Consider the following 26434-nt stretch of genomic DNA (forward strand, 5'->3'; position numbering starts at 1 on the left):
CCGCCGGGGGTCACGGCGGGGCGCGACGGCGCTCAGCCGGCGTTGCGCACGCCGTGCGGGACGTGGCCGGCGGCGACGTGGCGACTGGCCGATTCGACGTTGGCGCGCAGGTCGTCGAAGAAGATGTCGGCGCCGAAGGCCTTCAGGAACGGCCCCTTGTCGCGCCCGCCGAGGAACAGCGCCTCGTCGATACGCACCCCCCACTGGCGCAGGGTGCGGATCACGCGCTCGTGGGCCGGCGCCGAGCGCGCCGTGACCAGCGCGGTGCGGATCGGCGCGTCCTCGGCGGGGAACGCGGCCTGCAGGCGGCACAGCGCGGCGAGGAAACCGCGGAACGGCCCGCCCGAGAGCGGCTCGCCGGCACGCTCGGCCTCGAGGCGGTGGAACGCCTCCAGCCCCTGCTCGTGCGAGACGCGCTCGGACTCGTCGCCGAACAGCACCGCGTCGCCGTCGAAGGCGATGCGCAGCTGCGCGGAGGTGTCGCCGGCCGCCCGCGCCGGCAGGATGGTCGCCGCCGCCACGCCGGCGTCGAGCGCGCGCGCCACGTCCTCGGCGTTGGCGGACAGGAACAGGTCGGCGCCGAACGGCTGTACGTAGTCGGAGGTCGGCGCGCCGCTGGTGAATGCCGCGCGCACGATGTCCAGGCCGTAGTGCTTGATCGAGTTGAAGATGCGCAGGCCGGTGTCGCCGGAATTGCGCGACAGCAGGATCACCTCGACGCGCGGCGCCGCCGGCGAGCGGCTGTTCAGCGCCAGCAGCTTGCGCACCAGCGGGAAGGCCACGCCCGGCGGCAGCACCTCGTCCTCGTGCTCGATCTGGTAGCGCCGGTAGGCGTCCAGCCCCTCGCGCTCGAACAGCGCGTGGCTGTCGCCGAGATCGAACAGCGCGCGCGAGGAGATCGCCACGACCAGACGGTCGTCCCGCACGGATTCGGGGGCATGCACGTTGGGCGCGGCCATGCGTCAAGTGTAGCGTCGGGAGGGAGCGGCGAGCAGGGCGCGGGGTCGAGGGAGCCGGGTAAAGGGAGCGGCCAATGCGTTGTCGTCGCAGCCTCGTCCCCCGCTCCCTGCTCCATCCCCCCGCCCCTAAAGCACGAACTGCTCGTCCAGGATGCGTTGCTCCAGCCGGTGGTCGGCGTCGAACAGCAGGGTGACGCGGTGTTCGCGCGCTTCGGCGATTTCGACGTCGGCGACGTCGCGCACCTCGATGAAATCGGCGGTGGCGCTGACCGGCCGGTTGCGCGGGTCGCGCACGCGGAAGCGCACTTCGGTGGTCGCCGGCAGGATCGCGCCGCGCCAGCGCCGCGGCCGGAACGGGCTGATCGGCGTCAGCGCCAGCACGTTGGCGTCCAGCGGCAGGATCGGCCCGTGCGCGGACAGGTTGTAGGCGGTGGAACCGGCGGGCGTCGACACCAGGATGCCGTCGCAGACCAGTTCGGCCAGCTTCACCGCGCCGTCCAGCGATACTTCCAGGTGCGCGGCCTGGTTGGTCTGCCGCAACAGCGACACCTCGTTGAAGGCCAGCGCCTCGTGGCGCCTGCCGGCGGCGTCGGTGGCGCGCATCGCCAGCGGGTGCAGCGTCGCCGGATGCGCCGTCGCCAGGCGCTCGCGCAAGCCGTCGGCGTGGTAGCGGTTCATCAGGAAGCCGACACGACCGAACTTCATGCCATAGACCGGCAGGCGGCGCGCGAACGGCTGGTGCAGCGTGCGCAGCATGAAGCCGTCGCCGCCCAGCGCCACCACCACGTCGGCCTCTTCCACCGGCACGTCGCCATAACGGCGCGCCAGCTCGGCGCGCGCGCCCTGCGCCTCGGCGGTGGGGTTGGCGACGAAGGCGATGCGTTGCGACATGCGGCTTCCCCGCTGGGACGACGGCGCATGTTAGCTCACCACCGGGGCGGCATCGCGAGCCCGCCCCGCGCGCCGCCGAAACGGCGCCGGCGCGCGCTGCGCTTCGGGCACATCTCGCACCAGCCTGCGCGCAGGCGACCGCGACGCGCGTCGCAACGTGCATCGGCGCGCCGGTCGCGGGCACGCTCGCCCCTGCCGGCGCGGGGTGATGCGACCCTGTGGCGGGAGCCTGCCTGCAATCCCTGAGCGGGCGGCGGACTACGCCGCGCCGGCCTGCGCGAGCTGCGCCAGCCGCCGCAGCGCCACCGAGGCGATCGGGTAGTCGACGCTCTGGCTGCGGATCTCCGCCAGCATGCCCAGCGTGAACTTCAGCCCGGCGTCGTCGCGGCCGAGCCACGCGGCGACGGCGCCGTCGGCCTTGCCCTTGCCGATGCGCGAAAGCACCTGCACCGCCAGCGTGCGGTGCTGCGCGTTCAGCTCGTCGCGCAGCGAACCGCGTGCCTGGGCGTGCCAGCGGCTCTCGACGGGCAGCAGCTCGATCTGCTCGCGCAGCCAGTCCAGTTCCAGCGCCTCGCCCAGCTCGAAGAACACCGCCGCCACCTGCGCCTCCGGCTTGCCGCTGTCGCGCGCGACCTCGACCACGTCCAGCGCCGCGCCCAGCACCGGGATGGTCGCCAGCTGCTGCGCCAGCGACGGCGGCAGGCCGCGTTCCTTCCACGCTTCGACGTCGGCGGCGAACGCGGCCTGCCCCGCCGCGGTCAGCGCGGCGGGCAGCGCGCGGCGCAGTTCGGCGACGCCCGGCGCGTAGCGCTCGACGTTGCCGGCGATGTCCAGGCTGCCGCCCGGCCGGTTCAGCAGCCAGCGCGTCAGGTGGCGCAGCAGGTGCCAGATCTTCAGCATGGCGTCGCTCTGCACGGCGTCGCCCACCTTGCCGTCCAGCGCCTCGATCTCGCCCCACAGCGTGCGCGCGTCGAGGATCTCGCGCGCCGCGGAGTAAGCCTTGGCGATCGCCGCCGGCCCCTGGCCGGTGTCCTCCTGCATGCGCAGCATGAAGGTGGCGCCCATGCGGTTGATCGTCGAGTTGGTCACCGCGGTGGCGATGATCTCGCGCTTCAAGCTGTGCCGCTGCATGTGCGCGGCGTACGGCACGTGCAGCGGCTCGGGGAAGTAGCGCACCAGCTCCTTCGACAGGTACGGATCCTCCGGCACGTCGGAGTCGAGCAGCTGCTGGTAGAGCTTGATCTTGTCGTAGGAGAGCAGGATCGCCAGCTCCGGACGCGTCAGGCCCATGCCGCGCGCCTTGCGCTCGGCCAGTTCGGCGTCGCTCGGCAGCGACTCCACCTGGCGGTCGAGCAGGCCTTCGCCCTCCAGCGTGCGGATGAAGTGCGCCATCGAGCCCAGACGCGACACCGACATGCGCTCCATCAGGCTGATCGCCTGGTTCTGCCGGTAGTTGTCCCACAGCACCAGGCGCTCGACCTCGTCGGTCATCGCCGCCAGCAGCCTGTTGCGCGCCTCCAGCGTCAGCTCGCCGCGCTGCACGGCGTCGTTCAGCAGGATCTTGATGTTCACCTCGTGGTCGGAGGTGTCGACGCCGGCGGAGTTGTCGATGAAGTCCGTGTTCAGCAGCACGCCGTGCTGCGCGGCCTCGATGCGGCCCTTCTGCGTGAAGCCGAGGTTGCCGCCCTCGCCCACCACCTTGCAGCGCAGATCGGCGCCGTTGATGCGGATCGCGTTGTTGGCGCGGTCGCCGGCGTCGGCGTTGGTTTCCGAGGACGCCTTGACGTAGGTGCCGATGCCGCCGTTCCAGAGCAGGTCGACCGGCGCCTTCAGGATCGCCGACATCAGCTCGGCGGGCGACATCTGCGTCACGCCCTCGGCGATGCCGAGCGCGGCGCGCACCTCGGGCGAGACCGGGATCGACTTCAGCGAGCGCGCGTAGACGCCGCCGCCCGCGGAGATCAGCGACTTGTCGTAGTCGTCCCACGACGAGCGCGGCAGCTTGAACATGCGCTGGCGCTCGGCGAACGATTTCGCCGCGTCCGGGTTCGGGTCGAGGAAGATGTGGCGATGGTCGAACGCGGCGACCAGGCGGATGTGCCGCGACAGCAGCATGCCGTTGCCGAACACGTCGCCGGACATGTCGCCGATGCCGACGCAGGTGAAGTCCTCGCGCTGGCAGTCGCGGCCGAGCGCGCGGAAGTGGCGCTTGACCGACTCCCAGGCGCCCTTGGCGGTGATGCCCATGCCCTTGTGGTCGTAGCCGTTCGAGCCGCCGGAGGCGAAGGCGTCGCCCAGCCAGAAGCCGTACTCGGCGGAGATCGCGTTGGCGATGTCGGAGAACGTCGCCGTGCCCTTGTCGGCGGCGACCACCAGGTACGGATCGTCGCCGTCGTGGCGCACCACCGCGTCGGGATGCACCACCTTGCCCTCGACCAGGTTGTCGGTGACGTCGAGCAGGCCGCTGATGAAGATGCGGTAGCAGGCGATGCCCTCGGCCAGCACCGCGTCGCGGTCGCCGCCGGCCGGCGGGCGCTTGACGAAGAAGCCGCCCTTCGAGCCGACCGGCACGATCACGGTGTTCTTCACCATCTGCGCCTTGACCAGGCCCAGCACCTCGGTGCGGAAGTCCTCGCGGCGGTCGGACCAGCGCAGGCCGCCGCGCGCGACCGGGCCGAAGCGCAGGTGCACGCCTTCGACGCGCGGGCTGTAGACGAAGATCTCGCGGTACGGCCGCGGCTTCGGCAGGTCCGGCACCTGCGCGCAGTCGAACTTGATGCTGATGCAGTCCTTCGGCCTGCCGTCGCGGGTCTGGTAGTAGTTGGTGCGCAGGCTGGCGCGAATCACGCCCATGAAGCTGCGCAGGATGCGGTCCTCGTCCAGGCTGGCGACGTTGTCGAGCAGGGTCTTGATCGCCTCGATCAGCGCGTCGATCTGCGCCTGGCGCGGCTCGCCGCGCGCGGCGACCAGGCGCGCGACGAAGTCCGGGTGCGCCTTCGCGGTGGTTTCCGGCAGCAGCGCCGCCAGTTCCTGCTCGAACTGGCGGCGCGCGGCGGCCAGCGCTTCCGGCGCGGCGCTCTCGCGCTGCGGATCGAACTTCGCCTCGAACAGCTCGACCAGCAGGCCGGCGACCAGCGGATAGCGGTTGAGCGTCTCCTCCATGTAGCTCTGCGAGAACGGCACGCCGACCTGCAGCAGGTACTTGCAGTAGCCGCGCAGCAGCGCCACCTGGCGCCAGGACAGCCGCGCGCCGAGGATCAGGCGGTTGAAGGCGTCGTTCTCGGCCTCGCCGCGCCAGATGCGCTCGAACGCGTCCTCGAACGTCGCGCGCACTTCGGCGACGTCGAAGGTCATCGCCTGCGCGGGCTGCACCTTGATGTCCTGGATGAACAGCCGCGTGCCCTGCACGTCCAGCTGGTGCAGGTCCTCGGTCAGCACGCGCATGCCGAGGTTCTCGAGCAGCGGCAGCACCTCCGACAGGGCGATGTCGGCGCCGGAACGGAACACCTTGAAATGCAGCTCGTCGGGGCGGTTCGGCGAGCGGTACAGCGACTGGCGGATCGCGTCGGGCCCTTCCAGCGAGGCGGCCATCTCGACGTCGCCCGCGGCGACCGCCGGCGTGACCTCCTCGATGTAGCCCGGCGGCAGCGCGCGGCCGTAGCGGTTGGCCAGCTCCAGGCCGCGCTGCTCGCCGAGGCGCTGCACCAGCGTCTCGCGCAACTCGTCGTGCCAGTCGCGCACGATCTGCGCGAGGCGCGCCTCGATTTCCTCGGCGTCGAACTGCACGTGGTCGCCCGGCCGCGGGCGGATCACCAGGTGCAGGCGCGCCAGCGGCGACTCGCCCAACAGCATGGCGGAGTCGAGCCGCTCGCCGTGCAGCGCCTGCTTCAGCGTCGCCTCGATGCGTTCGCGCACGCCGGTGCTGAAGCGCTCGCGCGGCACGAACACCAGGCAGGAGACGAAACGGCCGTACTTGTCGCGGCGGGCGAACAGGCGCGTGCGCGCGCGCTCGCTCAGCTCGAGGATGCCCATGGCGATCGCGTACAGCTCGTCCTCGCCGGCCTGGAATAGCTCGTCGCGCGGCAGCGTCTCGAGGATGTGGCGCAGCGCCTTGCCGGAGTGCGAGTCGCGCTTCAGGCCGGAACGGTTCATCACCGCCTCGAACTTCTGCCGCACCAGCGGCACGTCCTGCGGGCGGCGCATGTAGGCGCTGGAGGTGAACAGGCCGAGGAAGCGCTGCTCGGCGATCGGGCGGCCGCCGGCGTCGAATTTCAACACGCCGATGTAGTCCATGTAGCCCGGACGGTGCACGGTGGCGCGTGCGCTGGTCTTGGTCAGGATGATCGCGTCCATCGAGCCCGACTGCGGCAGGGTGGCCGCCACCAGCGTCTTCAGCGAGCGCAGCGCCAGCGAGCGCTCGCGGCCGCTCATGATGCCGAGGCCGGAGCCTTCCACCGCCTTCAGCACCTCGTCGCCGTCGACCGCGGCGACCTCGTATTCGCGGTAGCCGAGGAAGGTGAAATGGTCGTCGGCCACCCAGCGCAGGAACTCCTGCGCCTCGGCCACGCCGCGGGCGTCGACCGGCATCGTGCGCCGCGGCAGCTCGTCGGCGATGGCGAGCATGCGCTCGCGCATCGCGCGCCAGCCGCCGACGGCGGCGCGCACGTCGTCCAGCGCGGCGGCCACGGCGGCGCGCAGGCGCTCCAGCTCGGCCGCGTCGGCGACGCGGTCGATCTCGAAGTGGGAAATCGACTCGGCCGCGCCCTCGCCCAGCTTCTGCAGGTGGCCGGCGGCGTCGCGCGCCACCGGCAGCACCGGATGCAGCACCACGTGGATCTGCAGGCCCGCGGCGGCCAGCGCCATGCCGATCGAGTCGACCAGGAACGGCATGTCGTCGGTGGCCACCTGCACGACGGTGCGCGCGCATTCCCAGCCGTTGCGCGAACGTTCGGGGTTGAACACGCGCACCGCGGCCACGCCCGGCGTGCGCACGCGCATGAACTCCAGCAGGTCCGCCGCCAGCGCGGCCCAGGTCGGCGTATCGTGCAGCGGCGTGTCGCCCGGCGCGATGCGCGCGAACAGGGCCGAGGCCAGCGCCCGCGCCAGCTCGAGGCGCGCTCCGGCTAGCGTGGGGGCGAATTCGCGAACGACCGTGGCGGCGAAGGCTGCGCCGTCTGCAGAACGCTGGGCATTCATGATGGGCGGGAATGGGACCGGAAAAAGTGAGGGTAAAGGGATGGGCGGCGGATAATCCGCGGAAGCATAGCGCCGGCCGACGGAACGAATCCACAACCGCGGCCGCATCCGCGGCGCGCGGCGGCGGATCGCGCGCGATTCGGCGCCATCGCGGGCCTCTAGGCCATTGGTTGGATTGGAGCCGTTGCGGGGCCGATATTAAACTTGCGGGTATACCGAAATCCGTTCGGACCCGGTTGTGCGGTGCCGTTCCGGTCCGTCGATCTCGCCCGCCGTTCCTGCCGCGACCCGCGCAGACCGCGCGACCGGGCGCGCAGCAAGCCTGTATCGGAAGAGAGACTGGGAATGTCCATGCCGTCGTTTTCCGCGCGCGCCCTGATGCTGGGAACCTTCGCCGCGCTGCTCGCCGCCTGCGGCGGCTCCAGGCAGGTGCCTCCGCCTGCCGCGCCCGAGGTGGGCGTGGTGCGCGCGCACGCCGAGGACGTGCCGCTGGTGCGCGACTTCGTCGGCCGCCTGAGCGCCTACCGCACCGCCGACGTGCGCGCGCGCGTCGCCGGCATCCTGCTGAAGCGCGAGTACACCGAGGGCACCGACGTCGCCCAGGGCCAGGTGCTGTTCCGCATCGATCCGGCGCCGCTGCAGGCCGCCCTGCGCGCCGCCGAGGCCGCGCTGGCGCAGGCCCGCGCCAACGCGCGGAACGCCGAGGAGACGGTGCAGCGCGTGCGTCCGCTGGCGGCCAAAGGCTGGGCCTCGCAGCAGGACCTCGACAATGCGCTGGCGAACGCGCGCAGCACCGCCGCCGCGGTCAAGCAGGCCGAGGCCAACGTCGCCAGCGCGCGGCTCAATCTCGGCTACGCCACGGTCACCGCGCCGATCGCCGGCCGCGCCGGCCAGCAGATGGTCACCGAGGGCGCGCTGGTCGGCCAGGACGGCCCGACCGAGCTGACCGTGATCCAGCAGATCGATCCGATCTACGTCAACTTCAGCCAGTCCTTCGCCGAGCTGCAGCAGCTGCGCCGGCAGCAGGCGCAGGGCCTGCTGAAGCCGGCCGGCAAGGGCCAGGTCGAGGTGCAGGTGGTGCTGCCCGACGGCACGCTGTATCCGCAGCCGGGCAAGCTCAGCTTCGCCGACATCGCCGTGGACCCCGGCACCGGCGCGCTGTCGCTGCGCGGCACCCTGCCCAACCCGGACCGGATCCTGCTGCCCGGCATGTTCGTCAAGGTGCGCCTGATCCAGGGCCGGCAGACGCACGCCTTCCCGATCCCGCAGGCGGCCGTGCAGCGCGACGCGGACGGCGCCTACGTGCTGGTGGTCGGCGCCGACGGCAAGGTGGCGCGCAAGCGCGTCGACCTCGGCGACATGCGCGACGGCCAGTGGGTGGTCACGCGCGGTCTCGCCGAAGGCGAGCAGGTGATCGTCAGCGGGCTGCAGCACGTGAACCCCGGCGACGCCGCCCGCGCCGTGCCCTACAAGCCGCTGCCGGCCGCCCGCGCCGGCGCGCGCTGAGGAGCCGCGCATGGCGCGCTTCTTCATCGACCGCCCGGTGTTCGCCTGGGTGATCGCCCTGCTGATCACGCTGGCCGGCACCATCGCCATCTTCAACATGCCGGTCGAGGCCTACCCCTCGATCGCGCCGCCCAGCATCAACGTCTCCGCCACCTATCCTGGCGCCAGCGCGCAGGTGATCGAGCAGTCGGTCACCTCGGTGATCGAGCAGCAGCTCACCGGCCTGGACGGCCTGCTCTACTTCAGCTCGACCTCCAGCCAGAGCGGCCAGGCGCAGATCACGGTGACGTTCGAGAACGGCACCAATCTCGACATCGCCGCGGTGCAGGTGCAGAACCAGGTCGACCGCGCCATGCCGCGCCTGCCGCAGGAAGTGCAGCGGCAGGGCGTGCGCGTGCAGAAGGCCAGCGCCGGCTTTCTGGAGGTGGTGGCGCTGCGCGCGACCGACGGCCGGTACGACAGCTACGCGCTCAACAATCTGGTCGCCTCGCAGGTGCTCGACCAGATCCAGCGCGTGCCGGGCGTCGGCAGCGCCAACCAGTTCGGCTCCGAATACGCCATGCGCATCTGGCTGAACCCGGAGAAGCTGCAAGGTTATGCGCTGACCGCGACCGACGTGCTCGACGCCGTGCGCGCGCAGAACGTGCAGGTCGCTGCCGGCTCGATCGGCGCGCAGCCGAACGTCGGCGGCCAGGCGCTCACCGCCGCGGTGACCGCCGAGAGCCGCTTCACCGACCCGCAGCAGTTCCGCGACATCATCCTGCGCGCCAACGCCGACGGCACGGTGGTGCGTCTAGGCGACGTCGCCCGCGTCGAACTGGGCGCCTACGCCTATACCCTCGACTCGCGCGTCGACGGCCAGCCGATCGCCGCATTCGGCATCCAGCTGCTGCCGGGCGCCAACGCGCTGCAGGTCGCCGAGGCGGTGAGCGCGCGCATGAACGAGCTGGCGCGCAACTTCCCGCCGGGCGTCAGCTGGTTCATTCCCTACGACAGCTCGACCTTCGTGCGCACCTCGATCGAGGAAGTGGCGAAGACGCTGTTCGAGGCGATCGTGCTGGTCGTGCTGGTGATGTGGCTGTTCCTGCAGAACATCCGCGCCACGCTGATCCCGACGCTGGTGGTGCCGGTGGCGCTGACCGGCGCCTTCGCCGGCATGTGGATCGCCGGCTTCTCCGTCAACGTGCTCAGCCTGTTCGGCCTGGTGCTGGCGATCGGCCTGGTGGTCGACGACGCCATCGTGGTGGTCGAGAACGTCGAACGCATCATGAGCGAGGAAGGCCTGCCGCCGAAGGAAGCGACGCGCAAGGCCATGGACCAGATCACCGGCGCGATCGTCGCCATCACCGTGGTGCTGGCCGCGGTGTTCATCCCCTCGGCGCTGCTCTCCGGCAGCGTCGGCGCGATCTACCGGCAGTTCGCCCTGACCATCGCCATCTCGATGGGCCTGTCGGCGCTGATGGCGCTGACCTTCACGCCGGCGCTGTGCGCCAGCCTGCTGAAGCCGGTGCACGGCGAGCCGAAGGGCATGGGCTGGTTCAACCGCGGGTTCGCGCGCGTCAGCGGCGCCTACCTCGACCGCGTCGGCAAGGCATTGCGCCACGCGCCGCGCTGGGTATTCGCCTACCTGCTGGTGGTCGGCGCCTGCGTGCTGCTGTTCTGGCGTCTGCCCACCAGCTTCCTGCCCGACGAGGACCAGGGCTACGTGTTCGCGCTGGTGCAACTGCCGCCGGGCGCGACCATGGACCGCACTGTGTCGGTCGAAGCGGAGATGACGCGCATCCTGAAGCGCCATCCCGCCGTGCAGCACGTGCTGACCGTCGCCGGCTTCAGCTTCATCGGCCAGGGCGAGAACGTCGGCCTCGGCTTCATCCGCCTGAAGGACTGGGACCGGCGCGACGTCGGCGCGCTGCAGTTCATCGACTGGGCGAACCGGCGCTTCGCGGGCATGCCGGAGGCGCGCGTCTTCTTCTCCAACCTGCCGACCATCCGCGGCCTCGGCCAGTTCGGCGGCTTCGACTTCCGCCTCGAGGACCGCGCCGGCCAGGGCCACGACAAGCTGGTGGCCGCGCGCGACCTGCTGCTGGCCAAGGCGGCCAGCGATCCCGACCTGCAGAACGTGCGCCAGAACGGCCTCGCGGACGCCCCGCAACTGCAACTGCACCTCGACCGCGTGCAGACGCAGTCGATGGGCGTGTCGATCGGCGACGTCTACAACGCCCTGCAGCTGATGCTGGCGCCGGTCTACGCCAACGACTTCTTCTACCAGGGCCGCGTGCTGCGCGTGGTCATCCAGGCCGACGCGCCGTTCCGCATGCACCCGGACGACCTGCAGCACTACTACACCAAGAACGCCGCCGGCGCGATGGTGCCGCTGTCGTCGGTGATCGACGCTGGGTGGACGGTGGGCTCGCCCAGCCTGGACCGCTACAACGGTTACGGCGCCGTCGCCATCACCGGCAGCGCGCCGCCGGGCAAGAGCTCGGGCGACGCGATGAAGGCGATGGAGCGCATCGTCGCCAACGACCTGCCGCAGGGCTTCGGCTTCGAGTGGTCCGGGCAGTCGTACCAGGAGATCCTGTCCGGGGCGCAGGCGCCGATCGTGTTCTCGCTGTCGCTGATCGTGGTGTTCCTGTGCCTGGCCGCGCTGTACGAGAGCTGGTCGATCCCGTTCGCGGTGATGCTGGTGGTGCCGCTGGGCGTGTTCGGCGCGCTGGTGCTGACCACCCTGCGCGGCCTGCCCAACGACATCTACTTCAAGGTCGGCCTGATCGCGATCATCGGCCTGTCGGCGAAAAACGCCATCCTGATCATCGAGTTCGCGGTCGCCGCGCAGCGCCGCGGCATGGGCGCGATCGCCGCCACCCTGCAGGCCTGCCGGCTGCGCCTGCGTCCGATCCTGATGACCTCGATCGCCTTCATCCTCGGCGTGCTGCCGCTGGCCGTCTCCACCGGCGCCGGCGCCAACAGCCGCCACGCCATCGGCACCGGCGTGATGGGCGGCATGCTCGGCGCCACCCTGCTCGGCGTGCTGCTGGTGCCGGTGTTCTACCTGGTGGTGCGCCGCCTGCTCGGCGACCGCACCGACGGCACCGAGGACAGCGGCGACGACGTGATCCGGCCGTTCGACTGAGCGGCGCGGCGCGATCCGCGGCGGCGGGTCCGCGGCTGCGCGCGGATCCGCCCTGCGCGGAGACTCAACGCAGCCCGGTCTCGTTGCGCGCGATCACGATGCGCTGGATCTCGCTGGTGCCCTCGTAGATCTCGGTGATCTTGGCGTCGCGGAAGTAGCGCTCCAGCGGCATCTCCTTCGAGTAGCCCATGCCGCCGTGGATCTGCAGCGCCTGGTGGGCGACGAACATCGCCGTCTCCGAGGCGTAGAGCTTGGCGATCGAGGCCTCGGTGCCGAAGCGGCCGCCATGCTTCTCGGCCTCGGCCTTGGCGAAGGCCGCGCGCAGCGTCAGCAGCGTGGCGGCGTCGAGCCGGCACTTCATGTCGGCGATCTTGGCCTGGGTCATCTGGAAACTGCCGATAGGCTGGCCGAACGCCTTGCGCTCGCGCACCCACGCCAGCGCGGCCTCGTAGGCCGCGCGCGCGATGCCGATCGCCTGCGAGGCGATGCCGATGCGGCCGGCGTCCAGCACGCCCATCGCGATCTTGAAACCCTCGCCCTCGGCGCCCAGCAGGTTCTCGGCCGGACACTTGTAGTCGGCGAACTCGATCTCGCAGGTGGCCGAGGCGCGGATGCCGAGCTTGGGCTCGGTCTTGCCGCGATGGAAGCCTTCCTTCTCGGTGTCGATGATGAAGGCGCTGACGCCCTTGGCGCCGACGCCCGGCTTGGTGATGGCGAACAGCACCGCATAGCGCGCCACCGGGCCGGAGGTGATCCAGCTCTTCTTGCCGTTGATCACGTAGTGGCTGCCGTCGGCGCTCTTCACCGCGCGGGTGTGCATCGCCGAGGCGTCGGAGCCGGATTGCGGCTCGGTCAGCGCATAGGCGCCGATCGCCTCGCCGGAGGCGATCGCGCGCACGTACTTCTGCTTCTGCGCCTCGGTGCCGTGCTTGAGGATGCCGTTGCAGAACAGCGAATTGTTGACCGACATGATGGTCGAATGCGCGGCGTCGGCCGCGGCGATCTCGATCATCGCCAGCACGTAGCTGATCGGGTCCATGCCGGCGCCGCCGTACTCGGTCGGCACCTCGATGCCCATCAGGCCGAGCTGGCCCATCTCGCGGATGTTCTCCAGCGGGAACTCGCCGCTGCGGTCGAATTCGGCGGCGACCGGGGCGATGCGCTTCTGCGCGAAATCGCGGGCGACGGCCTGGATCGAGAGCTGATCTTCGGTGAAGCGGAAATCCATGCGTGACTCCTGCGCCGCGCTGCTGGCGGCAATCGCTGCCTGAAGGGTGTCCGCGAACGCGACGAAGGCGCGTTGAACCGGACTATTTTAGCGGCTTTTCCCCGCCGGCGGCGCCGGCAGGCGCTGGTGCAGCATCCAGTCGAGCAGGCCGGGCGTGGCGTAGGCGCGCGGCCAGATCACGTGCGTCGCCGGCTGCGGGCCGTGCGCGTACTCGGTGTAGCGCGGATGGCCGCCGGCGGCGCGCAGCGCGCGCACCACCGCGCGCGAGCCGACCATCGCGCCGCCGTAGCCGGTCTCGACGTCGGTGTCGTTGTCGTCGGCGGCGTGGAACACCCACTCCGGCACGTCGACGATCGACGCCAGTCCGGCCAGTTCGGTCATGCCCGACATCGGCACCGCCGCGGCGAAGCGGTCGGGATACGCCTTCAGCAGGTCCCATACGCCGGTGCCGCCCGACGACAGCCCCGTGAGGTAGATGCGCCGCCGGTCCACCGGCCAGCGCGCCTCGATGTCCGCGATCACCGCCATCACGTCGGCGGGCTTCCAGTAGTCGACCGGATTCTGCGGCGCGGCGAACAGTACCGGGATGCACCGGCGCACCGCTTCGTCCAGGAGCTGCAGCGCGCCGTTGGCGCCGTAGGCGATCTGCGCCTCGTTGTCGTCGCCGTTCTGGCCGGCGCCGTGCAGGAACACGATCAGCGGCAGGCGCGCGCCCGCCGGCGCGAACGGCGGCACGTACAGGCGGTACGGCAGCCCGCCGGGCGCGCGCGCGCGCAGGAAGTCGTCCGCGCCGACCGCCGGCGCCGCGGTCGCGGCGCGCGCGGCGGGCATCAGCAGCAGGATCAGCGCGAGCAGCAGGCTTCGCATCGGCGTCGTCGCAGTCGGCAAAAGCGCGCAGCATACCGCGCGTCTTGACGCTGCGCGCAGGCGCCCCTAGGCTTATATCTTTCTATCGTGATGGAAGGATGAAAGCATGGACCTGGCCGCGGTATCGTCCCTGCTGCGCCTGCTTTCCGATCCCACCCGCGTGCGCCTGCTCGCCCTGCTGCAGCGCGAGGAGCTGACCGTCGCCGAACTGGCGGAGGTGCTGCACCTGGCGCAGCCGCGCGTCTCCACCCACCTCGCCAAGCTGAAGGAGGCCGGCCTGGTGCGCGACCGCCGCGCCGGCGTGTCCGCCTACTACCGCTTCAACGCCGATCTCGACGCCCGCGAGGAAAGTCTGCTGCGCGCGCTGGAGGCCAGCGTCGACGACGCCCTGCTGGCCGACGACGCCGCGCGCCTGCCTGCCGTGCTGGCGCAGCGCGCCCGCGCCTCCGGCTGGGCCGACACCGTGGCCGGCGACATGGAACGCCACTACTCGCCCGGCCGCACCTGGGAGACGCTGGCGCGCACGCTGCTGCAGTTGCTCGAAACCGGCGACGTGCTCGACGTCGCCTCCGGCGACGGCGTGCTGGCCGAGCTGCTGGCGCCGCACGCGCGCTCGATCGTCTGCGTGGACTCCGGCGAGCGCGTGGTCGAGGCCGCGCGCGAGCGCCTGAAGGCGCAGCGCAACGTCGAGGTGATCCGCGGCGACATGCACGCGCTCGACCTCGGCGCCCGGCGCTTCGACCTCGTGCTGATGATGCACGCGCTGACCTACAGCGACCATCCCGCGCAGGCCGTCGCCGAGGCCGCGCGCGTGCTGAAGCCCGGCGGCCGCCTGCTGGCGGCGACGCTGGCGCGGCACGCGCACAAGGCCGCGGTCGCGCCGTTCGACCACCGCAACCTCGGCTTCCGCCGCGAGGACCTCACCGCCTACGCGCGCCGCGCCGGCCTGGAGGTGCTGAGCTGCACCCGCGTCTCGCGCGAACGGCGGCCGCCGCATTTCGAGGTGCTGTCGCTGCTGGCGCGGAAGACATAGAAGCGCGCGGAAGCGCGCACCGTGCCATTTCGCCTCGCCCCCTTCTCGCTTCCACCCCTATCGCTCGACCGATGACCACCGCCCTCCCCTGGCTCCAACCTGAGCGCACCGTCAAGCTGCAGGACGCGCTGGCCCGCCGCATCCTCGTGCTGGACGGCGCGATGGGCACCATGCTGCAGGCGCACCGGCTGGACGAGGCGGGCTACCGCGGCGAGCGCTTCGCGGAAGGCTGCGACGGCGCCGTGCCGCATGCGCACGGCGCCGGCTGCGGCTGCGACCTGAAGGGCAACAACGACCTGCTGACGCTGACCCGCCCGGAACTGATCCGCGCGGTGCACGACGCCTATCTCGAAGCCGGCGCGGACCTGATCGAGACCAACACCTTCAACGCGACGCGCATCAGCCAGGCCGACTACCGGCTCGAGCACCTGGTGCCGGAACTGAACCGCGAGGGCGCGCGCCTGGCGCGCGCGGCCTGCGAGGCGATGAGCGCGCGCACGCCCGATCGTCCGCGCTTCGCCGTCGGCGTGCTCGGCCCCACCAACCGCACCGCGTCGATCAGTCCGGACGTCAATCGCCCGGACTTCCGCAACATCGATTTCGACACACTGGTCGCCGCCTACCTCGAGGCCGCCCGCGCCCTGGTCGAGGGCGGCGCCGACGCGCTGATGGTCGAAACCATCTTCGACACGCTGAACGCCAAGGCCGCGCTGTACGCGCTGGACACGCTGTTCGAGGAGCTCGGCGCGCGCGTGCCGGTGATGATCTCCGGCACCATCACCGACCGTTCCGGGCGCACCCTGTCCGGCCAGACCGCGGAGGCGTTCTGGTACTCGGTGCGGCACGCGCGTCCGCTGACCGTCGGCCTGAACTGCGCGCTCGGCGCCGCCGAGCTGCGCCAGTACGTCGATGCGCTGGCGCAGGTCGCCGACACCTACGTCAGCACGCACCCGAACGCCGGACTGCCCAACGCGTTCGGCGAATACGACGAGACGCCGGAAGCGATGGCGGCGACGCTGGGCGAGTTCGCCGCCTCCGGCCTGGTCAACGTGGTCGGCGGCTGTTGCGGCACCACGCCGGCGCACATCGCCGCGATCGCGCGGGCGGTGGCGGCGCTGCCGCCGCGCGCGGTGCCGACGCTCGAGCCGCACTGCCGCCTGGCCGGCCTGGAGCCGTTCGTGATCACGCCCGAGACCAACTTCGTCAACGTCGGCGAACGCACCAACGTCACCGGCTCCGCGCAGTTCAGGAAGTTGATCAAGGAAGACCGCTATGACGAGGCGCTGGAGGTGGCGCGCCAGCAGGTCGCCAGCGGCGCGCAGATCATCGACATCAACATGGACGAGGGCCTGCTCGACGCCGAGCAGGCGATGACGCGCTTCCTGCGCCTGATCGCCGGCGAGCCGGACATCGCCCGCGTGCCGGTGATGATCGACTCCTCCAAGTGGAGCGTGATCGAGGCCGGCCTGAAGTGCGTGCAGGGCAAGGCCGTGGTCAACTCGATCTCGCTGAAGGAAGGCGAAGGGCCGTTCCTCGAGCAGGCGCGCAAGCTGCGCCGCTACGGCGCCGCGGTGGTGGTGATGGCCTTCGACGAGCAGGGCCAGGCCGACACCGTGGAGCGCAAGGTGGCGATCTGCCGGCGCTCGTACGCGCTGCTGACCGAACGGGTCGGACTGCCGCCCGAGGACATCGTCTTCGACCCCAACATCTTCGCCATCGCCACCGGCATCGAGGAACACGACGGCTACGCGGTGGCGTTCATCGAGGCGGCCCGCCGGCTCAAGCGCGAATTCCCGCTCGCCCACGTCTCCGGCGGCGTCTCCAACGTGTCGTTCTCGTTCCGCGGCAACAACGCCGTGCGCGAGGCGATCCACTCCGTGTTCCTCTACCACGCCATCCGCGCCGGCATGGACATGGGCATCGTCAACGCCGGCGCGCTGGCGATCTACGACGAGCTGCCCGCGGAGCTGCGCGAGGCGGTCGAGGACGTGGTGCTGAACCGCCGCGCCGACGCCACCGAGCGCCTGCTGGAGATCGCCGAGCGCTACCGGCAGGGAGGCAGGGGGCAGGGAGCCGGGAGCCGGGAGGAGGAATGGCGCAGGAAGCCGGTGGCGGAACGGCTGACGCACGCGCTGGTGCACGGCATCGACCAGTACGTGGTCGAGGACACCGAGGAGGCGCGCCGGCAGAGCGCGCGTCCGCTCGACGTGATCGAGGGGCCGCTGATGGACGGCATGAACGTCGTCGGCGACCTGTTCGGCGCCGGCAAGATGTTCCTGCCGCAGGTGGTGAAATCGGCGCGGGTGATGAAGAAGGCGGTGGCGCACCTGATCCCGTTCATCGAGGCGGAGAAGGCGCGCAGCGGCGACACCATGAAGTCGAACGGCAAGATCGTCGTCGCCACCGTCAAGGGCGACGTCCACGACATCGGCAAGAACATCGTCGGCGTGGTGCTCCGCTGCAACAACTTCGAGGTGATCGACCTCGGCGTGATGGTGCCGGCGCAGAAGATCCTCGACACCGCGCGCGCCGAGAACGCCGACATGATCGGCCTGTCCGGCCTGATCACGCCGTCGCTGGAGGAGATGGGCCATGTCGCCCGCGAGATGCAGCGCCAAGGTTTCGAGGTGCCGCTGCTGATCGGCGGCGCCACCACCTCGCGCGCGCACACGGCGCTGAAGATCGAGCCGCACTACAAGGCGCCCACGGTGTGGGTGAAGGACGCCTCGCGCGCGGTCGGCGTGGCGCAGACGCTGGTCAGCAAGGAGCAGGCCGAGGCGTTCGTCGCCGGCATCCGCGCCGACTACGCCGAGGTGCGCGAGCGCCACCGCAACCGCGGCGCCGGCAAACGGCTGGTGCCGCTGGCGCAGGCGCGCGCGCAACGCTACGCCTGCGACTGGCGCGCCTATGCGCCGCCTGCGCCGCGCAAACCTGGGCTCACGGTGTTCGACAGCTACGATCTCGCCGAACTCGTGCGCTACATCGACTGGAGCCCGTTCTTCAACGCCTGGGAACTGGCCGGCCATTTCCCGGCGATCCTCGACGACGCCGTGGTGGGCGCGCAGGCGCGCGAGCTGTACCGCGACGCGCAGGCGCTGCTGGCGCGCATCGTCGAGGAGCGCTGGTTGACCGCGCGCGCGGTGATCGGTTTCTGGCCGGCCAACGGCGTCGGCGACGACGTCGAGATCTACGCCGACCCGGCGCGCCGCGAGCGGCTCGCCGTCGCCCACTTCCTGCGCCAGCAGGCGGAGAAGCCGGCCGAGCGCCCGGACTTCTGCCTGGCCGACTTCGTCGCGCCGAAGGACAGCGGCGTCGGCGACTGGATCGGCGGCTTCGCCGTCACCGCCGGCCTCGGCATCGAGGCGCATCTCGAACGCTTCCAGCGCGAGCACGACGACTACTCGGCGATCCTGCTGAAGGCGCTGGCCGACCGCCTCGCCGAAGCGTTCGCCGAGCGCATGCACCAGCGCGTGCGCACCGAATTCTGGGGCTACGCACCGGACGAGGCGCTGGACAACGAGGCGCTGATCGCCGAGCGCTACCGCGGCATCCGCCCCGCCCCCGGCTATCCGGCCTGCCCCGAGCACACCGAGAAGCGCACGCTGTTCCGCCTGCTCGACGCCACCCGCAACGCCGGCGTCGAGCTGACCGAGGGCTGCGCGATGTATCCCGCCGCTTCGGTTTCGGGTTGGTATTTCGCCCACCCCGACAGCCAGTACTTCGTGGTCGGCCGCCTCGGCAAGGAACAGGTGGAGGACTACGCGAAGCGCAAGGGCTGGACGCTCGCCGAGGCCGAGCGCTGGCTGGCCTCCTGGCTGGACTACGACCCCGAGTGAACGCGCCTCAGCTTTCCTCGGGACCGCCCGGGCGCACCACCTCGGGACGATGGTGGCGCAGGTGCACGACGACGTTGTACAGCGACACGAACATCGGGAAGGCGTTCTGGATGATGCCGACGGAGTCGTTCTTGCCCCAGATGAAGTAGCCCAGCGTCATCACGCTGCCGACGATCGACAGGTACCAGAACGACATCGGCATCACCACGCGCTTCAGCTTCTTGGTCGCGTACAGCTGCACGAACCAGCGCGCCGTGAACAGGAAGGTGCCGATGTAGCCGATCAGCTTCCACGGCGTGACCACGAGATGGCCGAGCTCGAGCAGGATCTGGTCCATGGGAGTGTTCCGCGAGGGGCAAGCGGCGGATTGTAGCAACCGCCCGCCGCAACGCCGGCCGGATCGCGCGCGCCGCGACGGGCAGCCCTCCGGCGCGGCCGGCAAGGGCCGGGTTTGAAAACCGGTCCGCCCCCCGAGCGCGGGCGCGCAGGGCCGAAGCCGAAGGGCGATCGCGTTGCGGCTGCGCGCGCTCTGCGAGCTGCGTCCGGCGCGAACGGCAGGGATCCGGACCATACCGCGGCTGCGCGGCCGCAGGTATTGACCGCACCCCGCGCAGCTCCTAGAATTCCGCGCTCTTTCGGGCGGTTAGCTCAGCGGTAGAGCACTGCTTTCACACGGCAGGGGTCACAGGTTCGAACCCTGTACCGCCCACCAGTCACGCAAACGAAAGGCCGGGCATCGACCCGGCCTTTCGCGTTTCGCGCCGTGCTCAGTTGCAGGTGTCGGTGGCCGCCATGGCCGATGCGTACGGCCGGCCCGACGAATCCACCCTGAGCAGGCTGCCCGGCACCTTCGCCGTGTTGCTGCCGACGCTGTCGCCGTCGCTGGCCTTGGCGCACACGCGCACGGTGGCGACGCTGCCGCTGTCGAGCCCGCCGGTCGGCAGGAACGTCAACGACGTCGCGCCGCGCATCGTCATGCCGGCGGCGGCCTGGCCGACGCGCATGACCGTGTTCGCGGTCGGGCAGGTCGGCCCCAGCGACAGGGCCGTGCCCGCCACCGTGGACGCGCCGGCGGGCGCGTTGCACAGCACCACCCAGCCGGCGTCGAACGGCGTCGAGCTGGTGCAGGCGGTGCCGTTGGTGCTGCCGCACATCGTCACCTGCATGTGCTGCGCGATCGCCTCGCCGCGCGCGAACTGGATGTCGGCGAGCAGATGGTTGGTCGCCGTGGTCACCGCGTTGCGGCGCATGAAGTCGCGAAAGTTCGGCAGCGCGATGCCGGCCAGGATCGCCAGCACGAAGATCGTCACCATCAGCTCGACCAGGCTGAAACCGGCGTGGCGTCTCGTCCGCATCTCGCTCGTCCTCATGGCTTGTCGCAGGTCTCGGCGATCCGGGCGCGCGCATCGGCGAGTGCCTTGGCGCGCTGCTCGGCGCTCAGCTTGGTGCCCTCGTCGACGCCGCCGCTGACGATCATGCGCTGCCCGCTTTCGAGCAGACGCAGGTTCTCGCGCGCCGTCGCGCACGCCTGCTCGCGGTAGCGGGCATCGGCCTCGCGCAGCGACCTGCCCTGGTCCGCGGGCCGCGTCGCCTCGGGCGGCGGGGCGATGCCGCTGCCGGCATCGACGCTGACGCGCTGGCTGGGGCGGCCCTGCGGCGGCCGTTGCGTGTAGTGCACCGTGCCGCTGGCATCGGTCCACTTGTAGTAGTCGCCGCCGGCGGCGGTCGCGGCCACGGCCAGCAGCACGAGCGGGAGCCACCGACGGACGTTCACGTCACTTGCCCCAGCAGTCGTCCGGCGTGGATGCGGAAGTGCCGCTGACGGTGCGCCGGCCGGCGCTGTCGAGGCCCAGCGTGCCGCACTGCGTGTCCTGCGTCTGCGCGCCGACCGGCGTCGCCTGCAGCGCGTACGCGGTGGTGCTGGCGCTGACGATGCCGAACGTGTAGTAGCTGCCGGCCGAGCTGCTGGACAGGCCGATCGAGGCCGCCGTCGCCGCATAGCGGTTGTTGGAATAGAAATACCGCTCCTGGCGCTGCGCGGCGTCCATCAGCGTGCGCTTGGCGTCCGTGCGGTGCGCACGCAGCGCGTACTGCCGGTAGGACGGAATGGCGATCGCGCCGAGGATGACGATGATCGCCACCACCACCATCAGCTCGATCAGCGAAAAACCGCGCGTGGTTCGCATGCTTCCCCCTTACTTGTCCGTCATTTCGCGCCAGGAGACCTCGCCCGGCTGCACCGACTGCAGCGTCAGGATCTTCTTGCAGATGATCGCGCCGGTCGAGGTCTGCACGCAGGCGGTCACCTCGCGAGCGCCGGTACCCTCGCCGACGTGCAGGCTGGGGGCCGCCGGCAGGCCGGCGCCGAGGGCGATCGCGCGCTTCACCGTGCCGTCGCTGGCGGTGCCGAAGGTCGCCTGCAGCGTGGGATCGGCGGTGCCGGTCTTGTAGTTCTGCCCGTACAGGAAGCCGCTGCCCACGTCCGTGCAGGTGTCGGTGCCCGGAACGTAGGTGGTGGTCAGCAGCACGCCGCCGATCAGCGCCTGGCTGGCGATCACGCGTTCGGCCGCGCCGACCGTCGTGCCGTCCGGCGCGGTGGTGGGCGTGGCCGGGGACGGTGCGGCCAGATTCATGAACCAGCCCAGTTGCGAGGCGGTGTCGAAGCTGTTCAGCAGCTGGCTGAAGGTGGACACGCCGGTGGGTATGCCGCTGCCGGTCAACGCGCCCGCAGTGGTGACGTTGAGGCTGGTGACGTCGACCAGGTCGCTGGTCGCCAGCGGCAGCGCCTTGTGCTGCACGTCGGCGTTCGGCAGCAGCGAGGTGTCGATCAGCCCGACGATCTTCTGCTGGCCCTTGGTCGCCATGTCGTACTTGGTGAAGATGCGGCCGGTGCCGAAGAACACCATCGGCGCGCCGCGGTTGTTGCGGCCGATGGTCGGGTGCGCGGTGATCGGCCGGTCGACGTTGTAGACCAGGTTCGCGGTCCAGTTCGCCGGATTGGCGTCCTCGTTGATGCCGATCTTGTACAGCGAACCGGAGAACTCGTTGGCGTCGGTGTTGCCGGCCGGGCGCTGATCGCGCACGCTGCCGAAGTACATCGACTCCGCCGCGTAGTTCAGATCGTAGTCGGAGGCCAGCAGGTCGCCGGCGAAGCTCTTCTGGCCGAGGCCGGTGGCGCCGACGTCGGTGAAGTCGAAGGTGCGCACCGGCGTGATCGAGTGGCTGGCACCGGCCAGGGTGGCGAGGTCGTACACGGCCACCTTCATGCCCACGGTGGACGCCGCGCGCCCGCCCTGGCTGCCGATGCCGCCGTTGTCGGTCGGGCCCGAGCCGACGAACAGGAAGAACTTGCCGACGCTGCCGCCGGAAGTGCCGCCGGTGATGATCTGGCCCTGCTGCACCGTCGGATGCACCACCGCGATCGCCGGCATGGACGCCGCGTAGGTGTTGCCCGGCGCCATGATCTCCGCCAGCAGCGTCGGCGCCTTCTCGGGGTTGGTGATGTCCAGCACCGCGAAGCCCGAGTACGAGGCCTTGGTGACGCACTTGCCGGTGCCGATCACCGGATTGGTCGGGTCGCAGCCGCTGGAGCCGTTGTCGGCCACCGGCTGGTTGATGGGGCCGCCGCCCAGGCGGAACGGCACGATCATGATCGTGCCCCAGCCGTCGACGTGGCCGGCGCTGTCGACGCAGGGATCGTCCGTGGGCGTGCACGAGCCGGTGTCGAACACGCGGGCGTCGGTGACCACCGGGTTGCCGTCCACGTAGAACACGTGGGTGTAGTCGGTGCGGGTCAGCCAGCGCAGGTGCGGCAGCAGGTTGCCCGGCACGTACGCCCACAGCTCGCTGCCGAGCGGCTGGGCGGTCGGATCGGCGGGCTGCGGCCCTCCGTTGGGCGTCGGCTGCACGGGGACGAAATTGCCGTTCGCGTCCTTCGGCGGCTGGGTTCCGATCTTCTGCTGCCGCGCGTTGAAGAACCCGCCGTTGAAGGCGTGCAGCATGCCGTCGTTGGCGCCCACGTAGACCACCTGGCGGCGGTTGCGGTAGGCGTTGCGGAACGCGCCGTAGGTGTCGTCGCCGTACAGCAGGTCGAAAGCCTCCGAGGGTGCGCTCACCACCACCGGCGTCGAGTTCACGATGTCGCCGAGGCGCATGGTGCGCAGCGTGCCGTTGTCGTCGTAGTCGATCACGCGCGAACGCAGACCCGACACTTCGTAGCCGCGGATCCAGTTGACGATGTTTTCGGCCTCGCCGCTGGTGCCGTCGCCCGGATCGTCGGTGTTGAGGAACTCGAAGTTGCCGGTATAGGTCGTGGTGGTCGTCTTGCCGGTCTTGGTGGTCGTCTTGCTGCCCCAGAAGCCGGGGCCGGCCGTGGCGCCGCTCCACACGAACGGCTGCTGCTCGCCGCTGTCGACCACGCCGTTATGGTTGGCGTCGATCCAGGTGAAGATGTAGCGGCTGGGGCCGGTGCCGGTAATGCCCGCCTGGTAGGTGCTGCGCTGGCCGGCGAAGGTGCTGCTGTTGCTCCACAGCTGCTTCTGCGCGCTCCACACCGTGCGCAGTTCGTCCAGCTCGTGCACCGTGTAGTTCGGCGAGGTCTCCGGATTGAAGGTCGACGGATCCTGCTGCTCGGACGCCGTCAGGGTGAAGCGCTTGAACTTGGTGCGCCGATCGACGGTGTCGTAGAAGAACGCGATCGCCGGATCGGTGTCGTAGTCGTCGAGCACGGCGTTGGCGTTGCCGTCCTCGCGCAGCAGGCCGAAGGTGTCCGTCCAGATGCCGTTCAGCGAGCCGATCCAGCTGACGACGCGGCCGGCCGCGTCCTTGCGCTCGGGCAGGTACAGGGCCTGGTAGGTCAGGCCGATGCCGCGCGCGCTGTTCGACACCACGGCCGCGGCGGTACCGGAACCGGCGCGCTTGAGGATGGAGTCGAACACCTGCGACAGGCGCGCGTACAACTGCGCCGGATTGCGCACCAGGAAGTAGTTGTCCGGGATGCCGTCGGCGCCCTTCTGGCCGGTGAAGTTGTTGGTGATGTCCCACTCCGACGGATCGCTGTAGGTGGGCAGGTTGTTGCCGTCCTTGTCGTTGAAGCCGCCGTACTTGGCGGCGAAGAACAGCGGGTTCTCCAGCGCACGCTGCTCGGCCGGGCCGGTGGTGTACTTCTCCACCGACGGCGGCGTCCAGTTGCGCGCGCCGCCGTAGCTGCCGAACAGCAGGCTGCCGTTGGTGTTGCCCGGCCGCAGCACGGTGAACTTGGCGCCGCTGGCGGCCTGGCCGTTGCCGGCGTTGAACGCGCCAGCGGTGGTGTAGCCGATCTGCAGGGCGTTGCCCGCGAAGGCGACCAGCGCCTCGGTGCGCACCAGGATCTGGCTGTCCTGGATGTTGCTGGCGTTGCAGGCGTTGGACGGCGTGCCCTCGCAGATGTCGGGCGTGCCGTCGTTGTTGCCGTCATAGCGGCACATGGCGCCGCGGCAGAAGCTCAGCAGCTCGGTGACGTCCTGGTCGTGGTCGTTGCCCCACTGCGAGTCCTCCCAGACGATCTCGAAGCTGCCCGAGGTCGGGCCGTGCGAATCGGACGTCGTCGGCAGGCCGAACACCCGGCAACTGGTCGACTTGTTGGTGGTCGTGGCATCGCAGGTGCCGGGACTGCTGGGCGACTGGTTGTTGACGATCTTCAGCCAGTCGCTCTGCGACAGCGTCGTGGACACCTTCTGACCGATCACCAGGTTGCCGAGATAGCAGCTGCGCCAGCCGGTGGTGCTGCCCAGCGTGGCGCCGCCGTTGTTGTTGGCCTGGCAGGCCGGCGTGATGGTGATCAGGTCGTAGTTGCCGCCGCCGGTGGAAACCGGGATCTGGAACGTCGGCAGGGTCTCCGCCAAGGCGATGGCGTAGGTCTGCACCTTCTGCGTGCCGCTCAGGTCCGGGCGGAGGTCGCTGGTCCAGGCCTCGTAGGCCAGGCCGGCGAGCTGGTAGCCGCCTTCCAGCGAGGGGATGTCTGGGCAGATGCCGTGCGCCTGCGCCAGGTCGGTCACCGTCTGCGGCAGGCAGGTGTCCTGGTAGGTCGTGCTGGTCAGCGGGCCGACGCGGCCCAGCAGCCACTGCGGCGGCGCGCCCGTGCTGGTCTTGGTATTGAGCTGCTCGTTGTTGCCGACCAGGGTGGTGGCGGCGTCGGCCTGCAGGTTCAGGTTCGGCACCGTACCGATGCCGTCGGAGTCGAACGAGTTGAGGCCGGTGGTGAGCACCACGATGTTGCAGTTGGCGCAGTACGGCGCGCCGTCGGGGTTGCTGGCGGTCTTGTACGGATCCTTCCAGGTCGCGTTCGGCAGGCCGGTCATCGACGGCACCGTCGCCGGCCGGTTGGACAGGTCGCTCAGCGACGATTCGCTGGGGTTGTAGCTGCTGGTCGGCGTGGCGCCGTTGCCGACGATGTAGCGCAGCGCCTCGGCGTACATCTCGGCCAGCGGATTGCCGGAGTCCTTGCACTTGTAGGCGGTCGTGTAGCCGCCGGAGCCGTCGGGGTCGAGCAGGTGGCCGTTGGCGCCCTGCACGTCGCGCTGCAGGATGCCGTAGGTGGGGCAGTCGGTGTAGACGTCGCTGTTGGCGTCCCAGCCGACGATGTGGAAACGGTTGAGGGTGTTGACGATGCCCTCGTTGCCGGAACTCTGGTTGCAGAACTGGCCGGTCTGCAGGTTGATTTCGTTCTTGCTGTTCGCGCAGGTGGCGTCGCCGCCGTTGTTGGCGATGAAATTGATGTTGCGGCGCAGGATGCCGCCGGTGCGCGGCGCCGAGTAGCTGCCGGAGATCAGGCCGAAGCGCATCTGCTGCTTCTCGCCGTACTTCTGCAGCAGGCCGACCGGCTTGTAGTGGGTGACGCCGCTGCCGTCGACGTAGGCCTGGCAGAACGATTCGCGCGTGCCGCTGGCGTTGCACACCTGCACGCGCACGTTCAGCTCGTCGAGCTTGTCGTTGCTGCGCGAGGCGTAGTCGCCCGGATTGATGTCGGCGCCGCTCCACTTGGCCGTGATGGTCTCGCGCCACAGGCACTGCTCGCGCGCCGTCGAGCCCCACTCGGTGTAGGCGCCCTTGGCCACGCGCAGCAACGGCGGGCTGTTGTTGGACAACGTCGTCGTGCTGTCGGCGATCGACACGTTGCACATCGAGATCGGATAGGTGCTGTACGGCGTGTACAGATTGACGTCGGCGTTGTTGTAGACCTTCACCCACGCGTGCAGGTCGCTGGGGATGAACGAGCGTTCCAGCACGGTCTGGGTGGTGGAGTCGACGGCGCGATAGCCGCCATACAGCACGTAGCGCAGCACGTCGATGCGGCTCATCGCCGCCCAGTTGAGGAAGTTGCCGCTCCACTGGCCGCTGCACTGGTGGTTGGTCGCCGCGCCGGAGGCGGTGAAGGCGCCGGACTGGCTGTTGACGCTGATCGTGGTGTCGTAGGTGTAGCAGACGTTGGGGTCGAAATAGCCGGAATAGTTGAAGTTGTTGTTGTAGGTGGTGTCGACGATGCCGTCGCCGTCGAGGTCCGTGTAGTCGGTATAGGCCTTGATGTAGAGCTGCTCGTCGCGCGACATCACGAACATCGTCAACGGCGGCACGGCGCTGGTGTTGATCACCGGATAGGCGGTGAAATCGCCCATCGTCTTGTCGGAGATCTGCGCGGCGGAAACGGGCGGCGCCGCCAGCATCGGCAGGGCGGCCAGTACCGCCGCCAGGCCGGCGGCGAAGCCCTTGGGGGAAAAGGTCCGGGTCAGCATGTCGACGCTCCTGCCG

The 26434-nt window shown here is 70.3% G+C and carries 14 protein-coding genes and 1 tRNA gene; 5 read left to right on the plus strand and 10 right to left on the minus strand.

The window, feature by feature from the left end; genetic code table 11:
* Positions 1 to 32: 32 nt before the first annotated feature.
* From MBSD_RS14100 to MBSD_RS14110, 3 genes are all read right to left on the minus strand, one after another.
* Positions 33 to 959: a 5'-nucleotidase gene (locus MBSD_RS14100; protein ID WP_062537930.1), complete on the minus strand. Its 927-nt coding sequence runs from the start codon at positions 957 to 959 to the stop codon at positions 33 to 35.
* A gap of 126 nt (positions 960 to 1085) precedes the next feature.
* A complete protein-coding gene (locus MBSD_RS14105; protein WP_062537931.1) occupies positions 1086 to 1850 on the minus strand; it encodes an NAD kinase in 765 nt (254 codons plus the stop codon).
* 258 nt (positions 1851 to 2108) lie between these two features.
* Entirely contained in the window at positions 2109 to 7046 is a 4938-nt protein-coding gene (locus tag MBSD_RS14110) for an NAD-glutamate dehydrogenase (RefSeq protein WP_062537932.1), read from the minus strand.
* Between the two features lie 351 nt (positions 7047 to 7397).
* On the opposite strand from MBSD_RS14110, the gene MBSD_RS14115 reads away from it, so the two are divergent.
* On the plus strand, positions 7398 to 8552 hold the full coding sequence (locus MBSD_RS14115; RefSeq protein ID WP_062537966.1) for an efflux RND transporter periplasmic adaptor subunit: 1155 nt from the start codon (positions 7398 to 7400) through the stop codon (positions 8550 to 8552).
* Positions 8553 to 8562: 10 nt separating this feature from the next.
* Positions 8563 to 11685, plus strand: a complete 3123-nt coding sequence (locus tag MBSD_RS14120; protein WP_062537933.1) for an efflux RND transporter permease subunit — start codon at positions 8563 to 8565, stop codon at positions 11683 to 11685.
* Positions 11686 to 11749: 64 nt separating this feature from the next.
* Here the strand turns inward: MBSD_RS14120 and MBSD_RS14125 are convergent, their stop codons facing one another.
* On the minus strand, positions 11750 to 12913 hold the full coding sequence (locus MBSD_RS14125; protein ID WP_062537934.1) for an acyl-CoA dehydrogenase family protein: 1164 nt from the start codon (positions 12911 to 12913) through the stop codon (positions 11750 to 11752).
* A gap of 87 nt (positions 12914 to 13000) precedes the next feature.
* A complete protein-coding gene (locus MBSD_RS14130; RefSeq protein ID WP_062537935.1) occupies positions 13001 to 13780 on the minus strand; it encodes a carboxylesterase family protein in 780 nt (259 codons plus the stop codon).
* Positions 13781 to 13886: 106 nt separating this feature from the next.
* Between MBSD_RS14130 and MBSD_RS14135 the strand changes: the two genes are divergently transcribed.
* Both MBSD_RS14135 and metH read left to right on the plus strand, forming a co-directional pair.
* The gene (locus MBSD_RS14135; protein ID WP_062537936.1) at positions 13887 to 14813 is read left to right on the plus strand and encodes an ArsR/SmtB family transcription factor; all 927 of its coding nucleotides are present in this window, start codon (positions 13887 to 13889) and stop codon (positions 14811 to 14813) included.
* 71 nt (positions 14814 to 14884) lie between these two features.
* Complete coding sequence (gene metH, locus MBSD_RS14140) at positions 14885 to 18649, plus strand: methionine synthase (RefSeq protein WP_062537937.1); 3765 nt, start codon at positions 14885 to 14887, stop codon at positions 18647 to 18649.
* A gap of 7 nt (positions 18650 to 18656) precedes the next feature.
* Here the strand turns inward: metH and MBSD_RS14145 are convergent, their stop codons facing one another.
* On the minus strand, positions 18657 to 18986 hold the full coding sequence (locus MBSD_RS14145; protein WP_062537938.1) for a lipid-A-disaccharide synthase N-terminal domain-containing protein: 330 nt from the start codon (positions 18984 to 18986) through the stop codon (positions 18657 to 18659).
* Between the two features lie 300 nt (positions 18987 to 19286).
* On the opposite strand from MBSD_RS14145, the gene MBSD_RS14150 reads away from it, so the two are divergent.
* Positions 19287 to 19361: transfer RNA gene (locus MBSD_RS14150), tRNA-Val, on the plus strand.
* Between the two features lie 55 nt (positions 19362 to 19416).
* On the opposite strand, the gene MBSD_RS14155 is transcribed toward MBSD_RS14150, so the two are convergent.
* The 4 genes from MBSD_RS14155 to MBSD_RS14170 are packed head-to-tail and all read right to left on the minus strand — an operon-like array spanning position 19417 to position 26418.
* On the minus strand, positions 19417 to 20004 hold the full coding sequence (locus MBSD_RS14155) for a GspH/FimT family pseudopilin (protein ID WP_187300704.1): 588 nt from the start codon (positions 20002 to 20004) through the stop codon (positions 19417 to 19419).
* Positions 20005 to 20015: 11 nt separating this feature from the next.
* The gene (locus MBSD_RS14160; protein ID WP_187300706.1) at positions 20016 to 20396 is read right to left on the minus strand and encodes a DUF4124 domain-containing protein; all 381 of its coding nucleotides are present in this window, start codon (positions 20394 to 20396) and stop codon (positions 20016 to 20018) included.
* A gap of 28 nt (positions 20397 to 20424) precedes the next feature.
* Entirely contained in the window at positions 20425 to 20835 is a 411-nt protein-coding gene (locus tag MBSD_RS14165; protein ID WP_062537941.1) for a type IV pilin protein, read from the minus strand.
* A 9-nt stretch (positions 20836 to 20844) separates the two neighbouring features.
* Positions 20845 to 26418: a pilus assembly protein gene (locus tag MBSD_RS14170; protein ID WP_062537942.1), complete on the minus strand. Its 5574-nt coding sequence runs from the start codon at positions 26416 to 26418 to the stop codon at positions 20845 to 20847.
* Between the last annotated feature and the right edge of the window lie 16 nt (positions 26419 to 26434).

The organism is Mizugakiibacter sediminis (assembly GCF_000953855.2).
GTDB classification, from domain to species: domain Bacteria; phylum Pseudomonadota; class Gammaproteobacteria; order Xanthomonadales; family Rhodanobacteraceae; genus Mizugakiibacter; species Mizugakiibacter sediminis.